Source organism: Pseudomonas sp. CC120222-01a (genome assembly GCF_003097235.1).
In the GTDB taxonomy this organism is placed as follows: Bacteria; Pseudomonadota; Gammaproteobacteria; order Pseudomonadales; family Pseudomonadaceae; genus Aquipseudomonas.
The window spans coordinates 35,565-53,122 of record NZ_QEQQ01000005.1; the positions used below are offsets into that span (position 1 = coordinate 35,565).

Here is a 17,558-nt window from a genome sequence, read left to right on the forward strand (position 1 = left end):
GCTTGACTGGCTTGTGCACAAAACTAGGTGAATTACTGCAAGGGAACTACTGACAAAAATGCCAGTTGACGGTGATGGCGTAGCGGCCATCAATCAACTTGGCAGAGGCGAAGGGAACCGCCTGGTGCACCAGACGATCTTCCTTCCCACCTCCAGAGCAGGGCACTGACCATGAACAACGGCCGCGACCTTCGCATCGACTTCTTCCGTGGCCTGGCGCTGGTGTTCATCTTCTGGGATCACATCCCCGACAACCCGCTGGGCAACTTCACCGTGCGCAATATCGGCTTCAGCGACGCGGCGGAGATCTTCGTGTTCCTTGCCGGCTACGCAGCAGTGCTGGCCTATGGCAAGGTCGCCCGGCGCGAAGGCTGGCTGGTGGCGAGCATGCGCATCCTGCGCCGGGTCTGGGTGTTGTACGTGGCGCATATCTTCCTGCTGGCGCTGCTGATGGGCATGGTGTTCGTCGCCAACCACCATGCCCAGCGGGACATGATCGAGGGCATGGGGCTGAGCTACTTCCTCCACGACCCGCAGCAAGCGCTGGTGGACGAACTGATGCTGCGTTTCAAGCCCAACCTGATGGACCCGCTGCCGCTGTACATCCTGTTGTTGCTGGGCTTGCCGCTGCTGCTGCCACTGTTGATGCAGCGTCTGGCGCTGGCTGTGGGCCTGTCGCTGGGGCTGTATGTACTGGTGCAGGTGTTCAAGTGGAACCTGCCGGCTCAGGCAGGTGGGGTCTGGTATTTCAACCCGTTTGCCTGGCAATTGCTGTTCGTGCTCGGTGGCGCAGCAGCGCTGCGTGGGCAGCGCACCGAAACGCAAACGCCCTTCCGGGTATGGCGCCAACCGCTGTTCGTGGCCGCAGCGGTCGTGGTGCTGGCCAGCGCGCTGATTACCCTGTCCTGGCGCTGGACGGCACTGCACGACGTACTGATCCCACGCTGGCTGGGCGAATGGCTGTACCCGATCGACAAGACCAATCTCTCACCGCTGCGGTTGGTGCAGTTCCTGGCGCTGGCTTACTGCACTGCCAAGCTGGTGCTCAGCGGCCCGTGGCTGCAAGGTTGGGTGGCGCGGCAGAGTTGCAGGATGGGGCGCTATTCGCTGGAGGTGTTCTGCCTGGGCGTGTTGCTGGCGCCGATGGCGGACATGTTCAATGCGATGGGTGGGGATCGCTGGCCGGTGCAGTTGCTGACCGCGCTGGGCGGGCTGCTGGCCATGCTGTTGCTGGCGGGGTGGCTGGAATGGAGCAAGCAGCTGGGGCAACCCAGAGAAGCGTGCGCAGTGGCGGGACAAGGGGCAGCCTAGCTGCCCCTCTTTCACATCAGGAAGCCGGGCTGACGATGCCCTGCTCCTGCTTTGGCGCAAGACGCAACGCGTAATACAGTACCGTCAGCAATACCAGGAACGCCGGGCCGATATACAGTGCCACGCGGGTATCCTCGAAGTACGCCATCAGGCCCACTACCAGCACCAGGAAGGCCAGGGCCAGGTAGGAACTCAGCGGCCACAGCCACATGCGGTATTTCAGCGTTTTTTGCTCGGCGGTCGACAGGCCAGCGCGGAACTTGATCTGCGCCAGCAGGATCATCACCCAGGTCCAGATCGCACCGAAGGTGGCAATCGAGGTCACCCAGACGAACACCTTTTCCGGCACCAGGTAGTTGGCCAGCACGCCCAGCAGCAGTGCACCGATCGACAGCAGCAGCGCATTGCGCGGCACGCCGCTCTTCGAGGTGCGGGCAAAGGCGGCCGGGGCCTGGCCGTTCTGCGCCAGGCTGTAGAGCATGCGCCCGGTGCTGAAGATGCCGCCGTTGCACGACGACAGCGCAGCGGTAATCACCACGAAGTTGATGATGCCGGCAGCCGTCTTGATGCCCAGACGCTCGAAGGTCATGACGAACGGGCTGCCCTGGCTGCCGATGCCATCCCACGGGTAGATCGACAGGATCACGAACAGGGCGCCTACGTAGAACAGCAGGATGCGCCAGAACACCGAGCCGATCGCCTGGGGGATGGTTTTCTGCGGGTTGCGTGCTTCGCCGGCGGTAAGGCCGATCATTTCCACGCCCAGGTAGGCGAACATCACCATCTGCAGCGACATCAGCACGCCGGTCACGCCGTTGGGCATGAAGCCGCCGTTGCTCCACAGGTTGGAGATGCCCACGGCGACGCCGTCATTGCCGAAGCCGAACGCGATCACGCCAATGCCACCCAGGACCATGGCGATGATGGTGACGATCTTGATCAGGGCGAACCAGAACTCGAACTCGCCGAACGCCTTGACCGCGATCAGGTTGACTGCGCCCATGCTGCCCAGCGCCATCAAGGCCCAGATCCAGCGTGGCACGTCGGGGAACCAGATGCCCATGTAGATGGCCACCGCGGTGATTTCCGCGACGCAGGTCACCAGCCACAGGAACCAGTAGTTCCAGCCGGTGAGAAAGCCTGCCAGCGGGCCAAGGTAGTCCTGGGCGTAACGGCTGAACGAGCCGGCGACCGGGTTGTGCACGGCCATCTCGCCGAGGGCGCGCATGATCACCAGGATTGCCAGGCCACCAATGATGTAGGAAAGCATGATCGCGGGGCCGGCCATTTCGATGGCTTTGGCCGAACCGAGGAAAAGACCGACGCCGATGCAGGCGCCCAGCGCCATCAGACGAATGTGCCGTTCGCCCAGCTCACGCTTGAGCGGGCCGCCCTCAGAGGGCTCGGCAGGGGCAGGATGGTTGCCGACTGGCATAGCAATACAACCTCATTTTGTTATTGGATTTGACCTTCGTGCAGCACCGGCCATGCCGATAGGCGTGGCGTTGGCTTGCCAGGCTGGCCTTGTGGGCCGGCCCGTGTGCCGGTCTAGAGCGGCCGGCGGGGCGAAGGGCCGAGCAGTATAGGAAGTCCGATACAGGAGTTTTCGCTGTATATACAGGAAAATTCAGCGAGTTTTTCGGAGGCTGCTGCACCACCCCCGCTTCCACTACCACCCTAACAACAACGCCACAGGAATAAACCCACACCAAAGCCGCATAGCCCTACACCGCTTTTCTCGGCTTCCTACAAATTTTTCACCTGTTCCCGCCAACGTCTAAGCTTCAGACAAGCAAGACGAAAATACCTGGCCGGATAGAAGACTATGGGCGCACTGTGGCAATCGGAACCAACCAGAACGGAAGCATCTGAAGCACCTCCGGCCAAGACGCCACAACCGCAGCCCCCACGTCAGCGCAGGCTCTGGTGGCGGTTGATTTTCCTGATCCTGCTGGTGGCACTGATCGCCATCGGTTTTGCCGCCTACGACGAGTTCCGCACCTCCAACCTGCAGTCGCGAGAATTCAGCAAGCTGGCCACCACCCTCACCTATTCGCTGCAGCCAGGGCCGAGCGATGCAATCATCTATCCGGGCGAAGGGCCGTTCGACAAACGCCTGGGCTACAGCGGGCTGGGCGAGTTCCTGCCACGCCTGCTGAAACGCGATTACCTGATCAGCGAGCAGGTACAGTTCTCACCGGCCCTGATGCGCTATGTCGATCATGGTCTGTTCGCCCCCTATATCGAGAAGATCCAGGCCGGCCTGTCGATCACCGACTGCCGGGGCGACACGCTGTACCAGTACAACTACCCGCAGCACCTGTACCCGGATTTCGCCTCCATCCCGCCGGTGATGGTCAACAGCCTGCTGTTCATCGAAAACCGCGACCTGCTCGATACCAAGGACGTGAAGAACAACCCGGCCGTGGACTGGCCGCGCTTTGCCAAGGCCGCCTACAGCCAGGTGGCCAAGTACCTGGCCCTGCCCGGCCAGTCGGCGGGTGGCAGCACCCTCGCCACCCAGTTGGAGAAGTACCGCCATTCGCCAGATGGCCTGACCGTCAATGGTGCCGAAAAGATCCGCCAGATGATCTCGGCCAGCGTACGTGCTTACCAGGGTGGCCCCGATACCAGCGAAGCGCGCCACCGGATCGTGCGTGACTACCTCAACAGCGTGCCACTGTCGGCCGTGCCCGGGCATGGCGAGGTGCATGGCATGGCCGAGGGCCTGCGGGTGTGGTACGGCGCCGACTTCGACCAGGTCAACCAGGCGCTGACCTCCACCGCCACCGACCCGGACAGCATGGCCGCACGCGGCCTGGCCCTGCGCCAGGTGCTGTCGCTGATGATCGCCCAGCGTCGCCCTTCGCATTACCTGTCCAAGGGCAGGGTCGAGCTGGCCGACCTCACCGACTCGCACATCCGCGTGCTGGCGGCTGCCAAGATCATCGATCAACCGCTGGCCGATGCGGCGCTGGCCAGCAAGGCGGTCTACCGCGACTGGGTCGCCCAGCCGACCATCGTGCCGATCATCACCAACAAGGGCATCAGCCTGGCCCGCAACCGTCTGGCGGCCATGCTCAACCGCCCGCTGTATGACCTCGACCGCCTCGACGTGTCAGCCACCAGTACCCTGCAGGCCGACCTGCAGCTGCAGGTCAGCCAGTACCTGAAAAACCTTGCCGACCCCGAATTCGCGGCGCAAATGGGCCTCATCGGCGAACGCCTGCTCACCTCCAAGACCACCGACCAGGTGAGCTACAGCTTCACCTTGTTCGAACGCACCGCCGATGGCTCGCGGGTGCGGGTGCAGACCGACAGCACCAACCAGCCTTTCGATATCAACGAAGGCAGCAAGCTGGAACTGGGCTCGACCGCCAAACTGCGAGTGCTCACGACGTATCTGGAAATCATCGCCGAACTGCACGACAAGTACGCAGGCAAGCCGGCAGCCGAATTGAAGAAAGTCGAGGTCGCCGAGCTCGACCGCATCACCCAGTGGTCGCTGGAATGGCTGGCACAGAACAGCAAGAACCAGAGCCTGGATGCCATGCTCGATGCGGCGCTGGAGCGCAAGTACTCGGCCAACACCGGCGAGGCCTTCTTCACCGGTGGCGGCATGCACGTGTTCAACAACTTCCGCAAGGAAGACAACAACCGCAACCCGACCCTCAAGGATGCCCTGCGCGAGTCGATCAACCTGCCGTTCATCCGCCTGATGCGCGACCTGGTGCGCTATGTCACCTACCAGCAGCCGTTCAACCGCGTGCCGCTGCTCAAGGACGACTCCGACCCGCGCCGCCAGGAATACCTGGCGCGCTTCGCCGACAAGGAAGGCACCAGCTACCTGATGCGCTTCTGGAAGAAGTACCAGCGCAAGACCTCGCAGCAGCGCCTGGACACCTTCCTCGACAGCATGCGCGCCACCCCGCAACGCCTGGCGGCGGTGCACCGTTACCTGTTCCCGGAAGCCGGCCAGGAAACCTTCAACGCCTTCGTCCGTGCCCACAGCAAGGATGACAAGATCGCCTTGGGCAAACTCACCGACGGCAAGCTGGCGGAGATGTACGAAGCCTACGGCCCCGGCAAGTACGACCTGCCCGACCAGGGCTACATCGCCAAGGTCCACCCACTGGACTTGTGGCTGCTGGGCTACCTGTTGAAGCACCCGAGCTCCACGCTCACCGAAATGGTCAATGCCAGCCATTTCGAACGCCAGGAAGTCTATAGCTGGCTGTTCAAGAGCCGGCACCAGGGTGCGCGTGACAGCCGCATCCGCACCATGGTCGAGATCGAGGCGTTCCTCGATATCCATGCACGCTGGAAACGCGTGGGCTACCCGTTCGATCACCTGGTGCCTTCGCTGGCCACTGCCATCGGCAGCTCCGGCGACCGCCCGGCCGCGCTGTCGGAGCTGGTCGGCATCATCCAGAACGACGGCGTGCGCCTGCCGACGCTGCGGATCGACACCCTGCATTTCGCTGCCAATACCCCCTACGAGACCAAGCTGGTCAGCGACCCGGACCGTGGCGTGCGAATTCTGCCGGTGGAAGTGGCGCGCGCACTGAAAGGTGCCATGTCACAGGTGGTGGATGCCGGTACCGCACGGCGCATCTCCGGCAGTTTCAAGCTCAATGACGGCACACCGCTGGTGATGGGTGGCAAGACCGGTACCGGCGACAACCGTATCGAAAGCTTCGGCGCCGGTGGCCGGCTGATCGGCTCGCGCTCGCTGAACCGCACCGCCACCTTCGTGTTCTTCCTCGGCGACAACCACTTCGGCACCCTGACCGCCTTCGTCCCTGGGCGCTCGGCGGAAGCCTTCAAGTTCACTTCGGCGCTACCGGTACAAGTGCTCAAGGGCATGGCGCCGATCCTGATGCCGTACTTGCAGCCAGGCAACCCGAACGAGTGCAAGCCACCCCAGGTGGCCGTGCATGGCAACGACTCATCTAAAACGTAGATGATAATCATCGGCATTTAGAGGCTTGTGTTTAGATATATCTTGAGTAATATCTTGCGATATATCGAAACACAGGGAGCCTCTAAATGCGTGACCATTCCGCACATGACCCTTTTGAACGCCGCCCCGCCCGCGGCGAGCGTGGCCCGCGGGTGTTCGCCCCGGGCGACCTCAAGCTGCTGATGCTGTCGATGCTGGCCGAGCAACCGGGCCACGGCTATGACCTGATCCGTCAGATCGAGAACCTGTTCGACGGCAGCTACACGCCGAGCCCCGGCGTGATCTACCCCACCCTCAATTTCCTCGAAGAAGCCGAACTGATCAGCGGCCAGGTGCACGGCAGCAAACGCCTGTACGCCATCACCGTCGCCGGCCGAAACGCACTGGCCGATCAGGCCGTCGCCCTGGATGGCGTGCGCATGCGCATCGAAGTCAGCAAGCGCGCCCTGCGTGGCCACGACCGCCCGCCAGAGATTCACGAAGCGGTCGGCAACCTGCGCCATGCCCTGCACATGCACAGTGGCCGCTGGACGCCGGAAGAAATCGAACGGGTGCGCAACCTGCTCAACGACACTGCCAAGGCCATCGCCTCCGGGCCGGCCGATCCTGTCAGGGAGAATCCCCATGAGTGACACGATTCACCGCGTCAACCACGAAATCCGCCAACGTCGCCTGCAAGTGCTGCGGGTCACCGACCTCACCCCGCGCATGCGCCGCATCACCCTCGGTGGCGCCGAACTGCAGGGCTTCACCAGCCTGGGCAGTGATGACCACATCAAATTGCTGTTCGCTGAAACAGCCGAGCAGCAGCAAGCCATCGACGCCCGCAACCTGGGCCGTGACGGCGGCGCCCGGCCGACCATGCGCGAGTACACGCCACGGCGTATCGACCTGGTGACCCACGAACTGGACATCGATTTCGTGCTGCACGGCGACGGCCCGGCTTCGACCTGGGCGGCCCAGGCGGCACCTGGGCAGACGCTGAACATCGCCGGGCCACGGGCTTCGATGGTGGTGCCGGATATCTTCGACAGCTACCTGCTGGTGGGTGACGAGACGGCGATCCCGGCGATTGGCCGGCGACTGGAAGAACTGCCGGCGGGGCGTCGGGTGCTGGCGGTGATTCAGATCGAGAATGAGCAGGAGCGCCAGCCCTTGCCGAGCGCGGCGCAGGTCGACGTTATCTGGGTCAAGCGGGATGAGGACCTGCTGGCGTTGCTCAAGGATCTGGCGTTGCCGGAAGGCAAGCTCTACAGCTGGGTGGCGCTGGAGAAGTCACTGACTCGGCTGGCCAAGGCATTGTTGCTGGAGAAAGGCGTGGCGGAAGATGCCTTGAAGGCCGCCGCTTACTGGCGTGCCGACGGGACTGCGGACGACGAGTGATCTGCTCTCTCCTGCACCGGCCTCTTCGCGGGCACGCCCGCTCCCACAGGTACTGCGCAAACCTTGAGGGCTGCAGTGTTCCTGTGGGAGCGGGCATGCCCGCGAAGAGGCCGGTACAGGTCAAGCCAATCTGTACCTTCCCCGCCATCGATCCAGCGCCAGCAACACCAGGCCAATCCCCCAGAACCCCGCCAACACCCCCAGGGCATTGAGCATCACCTGCCCATACCCCAGGCTCGCCACATCGATGAACGGGTAGGCATACGCCCCGATCTCACTCCCCCGCCACAGCGCATAAGCGAAATACACCGCCGGGTACAGCGCCCACACCATCAGGTGCCAGAGCCGCAGTCTGCCTTTGGGCACCTCGAACCACCAGTACAAGGCGAACAGCAGCGGCATCACATCGTGCAGCAGTTCATCCGCCAGCCACTGCCAGCCTTCTGGCTGCCACAGGTGGCGCAGCAGCACGCTGTAAGCCAACGCCACCAGCACGATGCTGGCCGCCACCGCAGAGCTCACCGATGGCGACAGAAACCAGCGCCTGGCTCCCGACTCCCGGCCAAAGGCCGCGTAGCTGAGCACCGTCGCCACCAGGGTATTGGTCAGCACCGTGAAGTAACCGAACACATTGATCAGCCCGCCAATCAGGCTGGCCTGCTCCTGCCAGCGCGCCAGCAGCACCAGGTAGACCTGCACCGTGAGGCCGAACCAGCCAAGCAACGCCATCGACGTCAGCCAGGGGCGCCGTGGCATGTCAGGCCTGGCGCTGCAGCTTCACGTACAACTGCTCGACCTTCTCCCGTGCCCAGGGCGTCTTGCGCAGGAAGGTCAGGCTCGACTTGATGCTCGGGTTGCTCTTGAAGCAGCGCACATCAACGCGTTCGGCCAGGCCCTGCCATTGGTAGTGCGCCACCAGTTCGGTGAGGATCTGTTCGAGGGTCTTGCCGTGCAGCGCGTTGTGTTGGGCTGTGCTCATGCCAGTGCTCCGTAGGAAAGATGCGCACCTTACACGAGTGTAGTGGCAGGTGGGATCGGTATTGCCTGCGGAAAAACCACTGGCCAGGGGCGAAACCTCTGTGCTGAAATAGTGATGTTATATTGTAACAACACAAAAGCATCTGCCAAGGAACGCCTCATCCCCATGCTGCACATCCCGCTCCGCCTCTCCCCCCTCGCTGTCGCCCTGTGGCTCGCCTCATCACCCAGCCAAGCCGTGGAACTGGAACCCCAGGTCATCACCGCCAATCCGCTGGGCAACCGTCAACTGGCTGCACCCAGCACCGTGCTTGAAGGTGACGACCTGCTGCAACAGCAACACGGCAGCCTCGGTGAAACCCTGAACAAGCAACCCGGTGTAGCCTCCACCTGGTTCGGCCCTGGCGCCAGCCGCCCGGTGATTCGCGGCCTGGACGGCGACCGTATTCGCATCCTGCGCAATGGCGTGGGTGCCCTGGATGCCTCGTCGCTGTCCTATGACCATGCCGTGCCGCTGGACCCAGTCACGGTCGAGCGCGTGGAAATCGTCCGCGGCCCGGCCGCCCTGCTCTACGGCGGCAATGCCATCGGCGGCGTGGTCAACACTTTCGACAATCGCATCCCCGACTCGCCGATCGAGGGCATCCACGGTGCTGGCGAACTGCGCTACGGCGGCGCCGACACCACCCGCAGCAGTGCCGGCAAGCTGGAAGCCGGAGACGGCACCTTTGCCCTGCACCTGGACGCCAATAGCCGTCAATTCAATGACCTGCGTATTCCCGGCTATGCGCAGAGCGCCAAGGTCCGTGACCCCGACGCGCCTGGCAGTCGCCACCGCCTGGAAAACAGCGACGGCCGCCAGGACGGTGGCGCGATCGGCGGTTCCTACAACTGGGAGCATGGCTATGCCGGCCTGTCCTACAGCCGCTACGACAGCAACTACGGCTCGGTGGCCGAGTCCGGCGTGCGCCTGGACATGAAGCAGGACCACTACGCCTTTGCCTCGGAACTGCGCGACCTGGACGGCCCGTTCAGCTCGGTCAAGGTCGATGCCGGCTACACCGACTACGAGCACAGCGAGATCGAAGAAGGCGAGGTACACACCACCTTCAAGAACAAGGGCTACGAAGCCCGCATCGAAGCCCGTCATCAGCCGCTCGGGCCGCTCGAAGGCGTGATTGGCGCACAGGTCAGCCGCAACGAGTTCTCGGCGCTGGGCGAGGAAGCCTTCGTCCCGCACACCGACACCGATAGCCTGGCGCTGTTCATGCTCGAGCAGTGGCAGGCCACCGAGCGCCTGAACCTGAGCCTGGGCGCTCGCCTGGAACACACCCGCGTCGACCCCGATGCCAAGGGCAACGAGAACTTCGTCGACGCCGACAGCGCCAGCAGCTTCAACGCCTTCAGCCTGTCCTCGGGCGCGGTGTACCAGCTCGACCCGATCTGGTCGCTGGCGGCCAACCTCGGCTACACCGAGCGCGCCCCGACGTTCTACGAGCTCTATGCCAATGGTGCCCACGTGGCCACCGGCGCGTATGAAGTCGGTGATGCCAGCCTGAACAAGGAAAAGGCCATTTCCGCCGACCTGGCCCTGCGCTTCGACAATGGCACCCACAAAGGCAGCGTCGGGGTGTTCTATAGCCACTTCCGCAACTACATCGGCCTGATCGGCACGGGTAACCTGCGTGAAGGCCATGATCACGACCATGACGAGGATGATCACGACCACGATCATGACGATGGCGGCTTCCCCGAGTACCAGTACCAGGGCGTGCGTGCGCGCTTCTACGGCATCGAGGCACAAGACCGCTGGAAGCTGCTCGAGAACCGCTATGGCAGCTTCGCGCTGGAGTTGTCCGGCGACTACACCCGGGCCAAGAACCTCGACAGCGGCGAGCCCTTGCCGCGCATTGCCCCGCTGCGGCTCAACAGCGGACTGGTGTGGGAACTGGACCGCTGGCAGGCACGGGTCGATGTGCAACATGCCGCATCGCAGCATCGCAAGCCTGAGAACGAGACCAGCACCGACGGCTACACCACGCTCGGGGCCAGCGTCGGCTACCGCTTCGACATCGGCCAGAGCCAGTGGCTGGCCTTCGTGCGCGGCGAGAACCTGACCGACCAGACCGTGCGCTATGCGAGTTCGATCCTGCGGGATATCGCGCCAGCGCCAGGACGCAGTGTGGAAGTGGGACTGCGGACCACCTTCTGAGCCATGTGGGGCTGCCAAGCAGCCCCTTTAATCAGCTGACTGTTACTGAATCAGCAACAATCAACTGCGACAATTTGTCTTTTTTTCTTACAACTTCCCCTATATCCTCCCCGCCGCAAGCTGAATCGCTTCACCCAGCATTCCCAATTGCCACTTACATCGAAGAGCCCGCTCCTCGGTGCGCTCGCCGTTTGCTCAATAATCAAAAGATAGCGCTATCTCATGTTCCAACTGCCCAAGACCCGCTACACCGGCTTTGCCCTCATTGCCCTCACCGCCAGCCTGCCGAATACGGCCAGCGCCAGCGAACCCTTCGCCAAAGACTCCCCATGGATGTTCGGCGACTGGGGTGGCACCCGTACCGAGCTGTTGGAAAAAGGCTACGACTTCACCCTCGGCTACACCGGCGAGATGGGCAGCAACCTGCACGGCGGCTACGACCACGACCGCACGGCACGCTACAGCGACCAGTTCACCTTCGGCAGCCACCTGGACCTGGAGAAGATCCTCGGCTGGAACGACACCGAGTTCCAGCTGACCGTCACCGAGCGCCACGGCGACAACATCAGCAATGACCGCATCAACGACCCACGGGTCGGCGGCTTCACCTCGGCCCAGGAAGTCTGGGGCCGTGGCGAAACCTGGCGGCTGACGCAAATGTGGATCAAGCAGAAATATTTCGACGGCGCCCTGGACGTGAAAGTCGGCCGTTTCGGCGAAGGCGAGGATTTCAACAGCTTCCCCTGCGACTTCCAGAACCTGGCCTTCTGCGGCTCGCAGGTGGGCAACTGGGTCGGCGGCATCTGGTACAACTGGCCGGTCAGCCAGTGGGCCATGCGCGTGCGCTACAACCTCAACCCTGAGTTGTACGCCCAGGTTGGCGTATATGAGCAGAACCCGTCCAACCTCGAATCCGGTAACGGTTTCAAGCTCAGCGGCAGCGGCACCCAGGGTGCGGTGATGCCGGTCGAACTGGTATGGACCCCACGTATCCAAGGCCTGAAAGGGGAATATCGCGCCGGCTACTACTACAGTAATGCCAAGGCACAGGATGTTCTCAAGGACAGCAACGGCCAGCCGGCCGCCCTCAGTGGCGCCGCTTACCGCAGCAGTTCGAGCAAGCACGGCATGTGGCTCGGGGCCCAGCAGCAGGTCACCTCGCTGGCGTCCGACCAGTCGCGCGGCCTGAGCCTGTTCGCCAACGCCACGGTGCACGACAAGAAGACCAATGTCATCGACAACTATGTTCAAGCTGGACTGGTTTACAAAGGCCCCTTCGATGCCCGCGCCAAGGACGACATCGGCTTCGCCCTCGCCCGCGTGCACGCCAACCCGGCCTACCGCAAGAACGCCCGCCAGGCCAATCAGGTGGCCGGCCTCGACGACTACGACAACCCGGGCTACCTGCCGGTGCAAGACACCGAGTACAGCGCCGAACTCTATTACGGCATTCACCTGGCCGACTGGCTCACGGTGCGCCCGAACCTGCAGTACATCCGCCATCCGGGCGGGGTGTCGCAGGTCGACAGCGCGCTGATCGGCGGCCTGAAGATTCAAAGCACGTTCTGACCACTTTCACACTGACCACCTTCACTAAAGGGAGAACCTACGATGAGCACTGACGGTGCCAACCAAGGAACCCGCTGGCTGCCACGCCTGATGGGCGTGCTGCTGTTGCTGATGGGCCTGGCCCTGCTGGCCGGCGGCATCAAGCTGAGCCAGCTGGGCGGATCGCTGTACTACCTGATTGCCGGTATCGGCTTTGCCCTGTCGGGCGCCCTGCTGCTGGCCAAGCGCCGTATTGCCCTGGGCCTGTATGGCCTGGTGCTGCTGGGCAGCACGGTCTGGGCCATGCTCGAAGTGGGCCTGGACTGGTGGCAACTGGTGCCGCGCCTGGCCATCTGGTTCGCCATCGGCGTGGTGCTGCTGCTGCCGTGGGCCCGCCGCCCGCTGACCGGCCCTGCCGCCAAGGCCAACACCGCGCTGCTCAGTGTTGCCGTGCTGGCTTCGGGCGCCTGCGCCCTGGGCAGCCAGTTCACCCACCCGGGTGAAGTGTTCGGCGAACTGGGCCGCGACAACAGCGAAATGGGCAGCGCCGCGCCGGCCATGCCGGATGGCGACTGGCAGGCCTATGGCCGCACCGAGCACGGCGACCGCTATTCGCCGCTGCGCCAGATCACCCCACAGAACGCCTACCGCCTTGAAGAAGCCTGGCGCATCCGCACCGGCGACCTGCCGACCGACAACGACCCGGTCGAGCTGACCAACGAAAACACCCCGCTGAAGGCCAACGGCATGCTCTATGCCTGCACCGCCCACAGCAAAGTGCTGGCCCTGGACCCGGACACTGGTGCCGAGATCTGGCGCTACGACCCGCAGATCAAGACCCCGGTCGGCACCTTCAAGGGCTTCGCCCACATGACCTGCCGCGGCGTCTCGTACTATGACGAGAACAGCTACGTCAGCCGCGACGGCAGCCCGGCTCCGAAGGTGTCCGACGCCGGCCAGGCCGTGGCCCAGGCCTGCCCACGCCGCCTCTACCTGCCGACCGCCGACGCCCGCCTGATCGCCATCAACGCCGACAACGGCAAGGTCTGCGAAGGCTTCGCCAACCAGGGCGCGATCGACCTGACCACCGGCATCGGCCCGTTCACTGCCGGTGGCTATTACTCTACCTCGCCGGTGGCGATCACCCGCAGCCTGGTGATCATCGGCGGCCATGTCACCGACAACGAGTCGACCAACGAACCGTCCGGCGTGATCCGCGCCTACGACGTGCACGACGGCCACCTGGTGTGGAACTGGGACAGCAACAACCCGGACGACACCAAGCCGCTGGCCCCGGGCAAGATGTACAGCCGCAACTCGGCCAACATGTGGTCGCTGGCCAGCGTCGACGAAGACCTGGGGATGGTCTACCTGCCGCTGGGCAACCAGACCCCTGACCAGTGGGGCGCCGACCGCACCCCGGGCGCCGAGAAGTACAGCGCCGGCGTGGTCGCCCTGGACCTGGCCACCGGCAAGGCCCGCTGGAACTACCAGTTCACCCACCACGACCTGTGGGACATGGACGTCGGCAGCCAGCCGACCCTGGTGCACCTGAAGACCAAGGACGACGTGAAGCCGGCGATCATCGTGCCGACCAAGCAGGGCAGCCTGTACGTGCTCGACCGCCGCGACGGCACGCCGATCGTGCCGATTCGCGAGATCCCGGTCCCGCAGGGCGCGGTCAAGGGTGACCACACCGCACCGACCCAGGCCCGCTCCGACCTCAACCTGCTGGGCCCTGAGCTGACCGAACAGGCCATGTGGGGCGCTACGCCGTTCGACCAGATGCTGTGCCGCATCCAGTTCCGCGAGCTGCGCTACGAAGGCCAATACACCCCGCCGTCCGAACAGGGCAGCCTGATCTACCCAGGCAACGTCGGCGTGTTCAACTGGGGCAGCGTGTCGGTCGACCCGGTGCGCCAACTGCTCTTCACTTCGCCCAACTACATGGCCTTCGTGTCGAAGATGGTGCCGCGCGAGCAGGTAGCCGCCGGCAGCAAGCGCGAAAGCGAGACCAGCGGTGTGCAGCCGAACACTGGCGCGCCGTACGCGGTGACCATGCACCCGTTCATGTCGCCGATCGGCATCCCGTGCCAGGCGCCCGCCTGGGGTTATGTGGCGGCCATCGACCTGTTCACCAACAAGGTGGTGTGGAAGCGCAAGAACGGCACTACCCGTGACAGCACCCCGGTGCCGATCGGCATGCCGGTGGGCGTACCGAGCATGGGCGGTTCGATCGTCACCGCCGGTGGCGTCGGCTTCCTCAGCGGCACCCTCGACCAGTTCCTGCGTGCCTATGACGTGAACAACGGCAAGGAACTGTGGAAGGCCCGCCTGCCAGCAGGTGGCCAGGCCACGCCGATGACCTATACCGGCAAGGACGGCAAGCAGTACGTGCTGATCGTCGCCGGCGGCCATGGCTCGCTGGGCACGAAAATGGGCGATTACATCATCGCTTACAAATTGGCTGAGTAAGCGCTGCTAGTCTGACATGCACGACCCTGTGGGAGCGGCCTTGTGTCGCGAAAGGGTCGCGCAGCGGCCCCATGATCTCTGCTGGTGCACAGATTTTGGGGCTGCTGCGCAGCCCTTTCGCGACACAAGGCCGCTCCCACACCATTGAAACCCATCCCCCCCCGCCCCATCTAAGCACCATAGTCATTCACGCAGGTGCCCCATGAGCGACCAGCAGGATTTCCCGGAACAACCCGACGAACACAGCGCAATCGAACAGCCCGACACCCAGGCCCATGCCGGCCACGCCCTCGCCCTGCCCGGCCAGCAGCTGCCGGACAAGGTCTACGTGATCCCGATCCACAACCGCCCGTTCTTCCCCGCGCAAGTGCTGCCGGTGATCGTCAACGAAGAGCCCTGGGCCGAAACCCTCGACCTGGTAGCCAAGACCGAACACCACTCGCTGGCACTGTTCTTCATGGACACCCCGCCGGAAGACCACCGCCATTTCGACACCTCGGCCCTGCCGGAGTACGGCACCCTGGTCAAGGTGCACCATGCCAGCCGCGAAAACGGCAAATTGCAGTTCGTCGCCCAGGGCCTGACCCGGGTGCGCATCCGCACCTGGCTCAAGCACCATCGCCCACCGTACCTGGTCGAAGTCGAGTACCCGCGCCAGCCGGCCGAGCCGACCGACGAGGTCAAGGCCTACGGCATGGCGCTGATCAATGCGATCAAGGAACTGCTGCCGCTCAACCCGCTGTACAGCGAAGAACTGAAGAACTACCTCAACCGCTTCAGCCCCAACGACCCGTCGCCACTCACCGACTTCGCCGCCGCGCTCACCTCCGCCACCGGCAACCAGCTGCAGGAAGTGCTCGACTGCGTGCCCATGCTCAAGCGCATGGAGAAGGTCCTGCCGATGCTGCGCAAGGAGGTCGAGGTCGCGCGCCTGCAGAACGAGATTTCCGCCGAGGTCAACCGGCAGATCGGTGAGCACCAGCGCGAGTTCTTCCTCAAGGAACAGCTCAAAGTCATCCAGCAGGAGCTGGGCCTGACCAAGGACGACCGCAGCGCCGACCTCGAACAGTTCGAGCAGCGCCTGGCCGGCAAGACCTTGCCCGAGCAGGCGAAAAAACGCATCGACGAAGAAATGGGCAAGCTGGCCATCCTCGAGACCGGCTCGCCCGAATACGCCGTCACCCGCAATTACCTGGAATGGGCCACCGCCCTGCCCTGGGGCGTGTATGGCAAGGACAAGCTCGACCTCAAGCATGCGCGCAAGGTGCTCGACCAGCACCACGCCGGCCTGGATGACATCAAGGAGCGCATTCTCGAGTTCCTCGCCGTCGGCGCCTGGAAGGGTGAGATCAGCGGCTCGATCGTGCTGCTGGTGGGCCCGCCCGGGGTGGGCAAGACCAGCATCGGCAAGTCCATTGCCGAATCCCTTGGCCGGCCGTTCTACCGCTTCAGCGTCGGCGGCATGCGCGACGAGGCCGAGATCAAGGGCCACCGCCGCACTTACATCGGCGCCCAGCCGGGCAAGCTGGTGCAGGCGTTGAAGGAAGTCGAAGTGATGAACCCGGTGATCATGCTCGACGAGATCGACAAGATGGGCCAGAGCTACCAGGGCGACCCGGCCTCGGCGCTACTGGAAACCCTCGACCCGGAGCAGAACGTCGATTTCCTCGACCACTACCTGGACCTGCGCCTGGACCTGTCCAAGGTGCTGTTCGTGTGTACTGCCAACACCCTCGACTCGATCCCCGGGCCGCTGCTCGACCGTATGGAAGTGATCCGCCTGTCCGGCTACATCACCGAAGAGAAGCTGGCCATCGCCAAGCGCCACCTGTGGCCCAAGCAGCTGGAAAAGGCCGGTGTGGCCAAGACCAGCCTGAGCATCAGCGACAGCGCCCTGCGCACAGTGATCGAAGGCTATGCCCGTGAAGCGGGCGTGCGCCAACTGGAAAAACAGTTGGGCAAGCTGGTGCGCAAGGCCGTGGTCAAGCTGCTGGAAGACCCGGACGCCAAGCTCAAGATCGGCAACAAGGACCTGGAGCCCGCCCTGGGTATGCCGGTGTTCCGCAGCGAGCAGGTGCTGGCCGGCAAAGGCGTGATTACTGGCCTTGCCTGGACCAGCATGGGCGGCGCGACCCTGCCGATCGAGGCCACCCACATCCACAGCCTCAACCGCGGGCTAAAGCTCACCGGGCAGTTGGGTGACGTGATGAAGGAGTCGGCGGAGATCGCCTACAGCTACATCAGCTCGAACCTGAAGCAGTTCGGTGGCACTCCTGGCTATTTCAACGAAGCCTTCATCCACTTGCACGTACCCGAGGGCGCCACGCCCAAGGATGGCCCCAGTGCCGGGGTGACCATGGCCAGCGCCCTGCTGTCCCTGGCCCGTGACCAGGCGCCGAAAAAGGGGGTGGCCATGACCGGCGAACTGACCCTGACCGGCCAGGTGCTGCCAATTGGCGGCGTGCGCGAGAAGGTGATCGCGGCGCGGCGGCAGAAGATCTTCGAACTGATCCTGCCCGAGCCAAATCGCGGTGACTACGACGAGCTGCCGGACTACCTGCGTGAAGGCCTGACCGTGCATTTCGCCAAGCGCTTCGCTGACGTGGCCAAAGTCTTGTTCTGACCTGCTGACTCGCTCATTGTGGGAGCGGCCTTGTGTCGCGAAAGGGCCGCAAAGCGGCCCCGGGA

General features: G+C 63.8%; 11 protein-coding genes. 8 read left to right on the forward strand and 3 right to left on the reverse strand.

All coding sequences use genetic code 11. The features are described 5' to 3' along the window. Positions 1–171 precede the first annotated feature (171 nt). A complete protein-coding gene (locus tag N430_RS08575) occupies positions 172–1,311 on the forward strand; it encodes an OpgC domain-containing protein (RefSeq protein ID WP_110636181.1) in 1,140 nt (379 codons plus the stop codon). 16 nt (positions 1,312–1,327) lie between these two features. On the opposite strand, the gene N430_RS08580 is transcribed toward N430_RS08575, so the two are convergent. Further along, entirely contained in the window at positions 1,328–2,746 is a 1,419-nt protein-coding gene (locus N430_RS08580) for an amino acid permease (RefSeq protein ID WP_110636178.1), read from the reverse strand. Positions 2,747–3,136: 390 nt separating this feature from the next. On the opposite strand from N430_RS08580, the gene N430_RS08585 reads away from it, so the two are divergent. The 3 genes from N430_RS08585 to N430_RS08595 all read left to right on the forward strand — a co-directional run bounded on the left by N430_RS08585 (position 3,137) and on the right by N430_RS08595 (position 7,657). After that, complete coding sequence (locus tag N430_RS08585) at positions 3,137–6,274, forward strand: transglycosylase domain-containing protein (RefSeq protein WP_110636175.1); 3,138 nt, start codon at positions 3,137–3,139, stop codon at positions 6,272–6,274. A gap of 86 nt (positions 6,275–6,360) precedes the next feature. Then, on the forward strand, positions 6,361–6,906 hold the full coding sequence (locus N430_RS08590; protein ID WP_110636172.1) for a PadR family transcriptional regulator: 546 nt from the start codon (positions 6,361–6,363) through the stop codon (positions 6,904–6,906). Further along, positions 6,899–7,657, forward strand: a complete 759-nt coding sequence (locus N430_RS08595; protein WP_110636170.1) for a siderophore-interacting protein — start codon at positions 6,899–6,901, stop codon at positions 7,655–7,657. Before N430_RS08590 ends, N430_RS08595 begins: the two co-directional genes overlap by 8 nt. A 120-nt stretch (positions 7,658–7,777) precedes the next feature. Here the strand turns inward: N430_RS08595 and N430_RS08605 are convergent, their stop codons facing one another. Both N430_RS08605 and N430_RS08610 read right to left on the reverse strand, forming a co-directional pair. Further along, positions 7,778–8,413: a Pr6Pr family membrane protein gene (locus tag N430_RS08605; RefSeq protein WP_110636164.1), complete on the reverse strand. Its 636-nt coding sequence runs from the start codon at positions 8,411–8,413 to the stop codon at positions 7,778–7,780. Between the two features lies 1 nt (position 8,414). Then, entirely contained in the window at positions 8,415–8,636 is a 222-nt protein-coding gene (locus tag N430_RS08610) for a VF530 family DNA-binding protein (RefSeq protein ID WP_023378991.1), read from the reverse strand. 165 nt (positions 8,637–8,801) lie between these two features. On the opposite strand from N430_RS08610, the gene N430_RS08615 reads away from it, so the two are divergent. The 4 genes from N430_RS08615 to lon all read left to right on the forward strand — a co-directional run bounded on the left by N430_RS08615 (position 8,802) and on the right by lon (position 17,493). Then, positions 8,802–10,847: a TonB-dependent receptor gene (locus N430_RS08615; RefSeq protein WP_110636161.1), complete on the forward strand. Its 2,046-nt coding sequence runs from the start codon at positions 8,802–8,804 to the stop codon at positions 10,845–10,847. A 222-nt stretch (positions 10,848–11,069) separates the two neighbouring features. Beyond that, complete coding sequence (locus N430_RS08620) at positions 11,070–12,416, forward strand: carbohydrate porin (protein ID WP_110636158.1); 1,347 nt, start codon at positions 11,070–11,072, stop codon at positions 12,414–12,416. A gap of 42 nt (positions 12,417–12,458) precedes the next feature. Next, positions 12,459–14,870, forward strand: coding sequence for a glucose/quinate/shikimate family membrane-bound PQQ-dependent dehydrogenase (locus tag N430_RS08625; RefSeq protein ID WP_110636155.1), 2,412 nt, complete (start codon positions 12,459–12,461; stop codon positions 14,868–14,870). Positions 14,871–15,072: 202 nt separating this feature from the next. Further along, the gene (gene lon, locus N430_RS08630) at positions 15,073–17,493 is read left to right on the forward strand and encodes an endopeptidase La (protein WP_110636152.1); all 2,421 of its coding nucleotides are present in this window, start codon (positions 15,073–15,075) and stop codon (positions 17,491–17,493) included. The last annotated feature ends 65 nt before the right edge of the window (positions 17,494–17,558 follow it).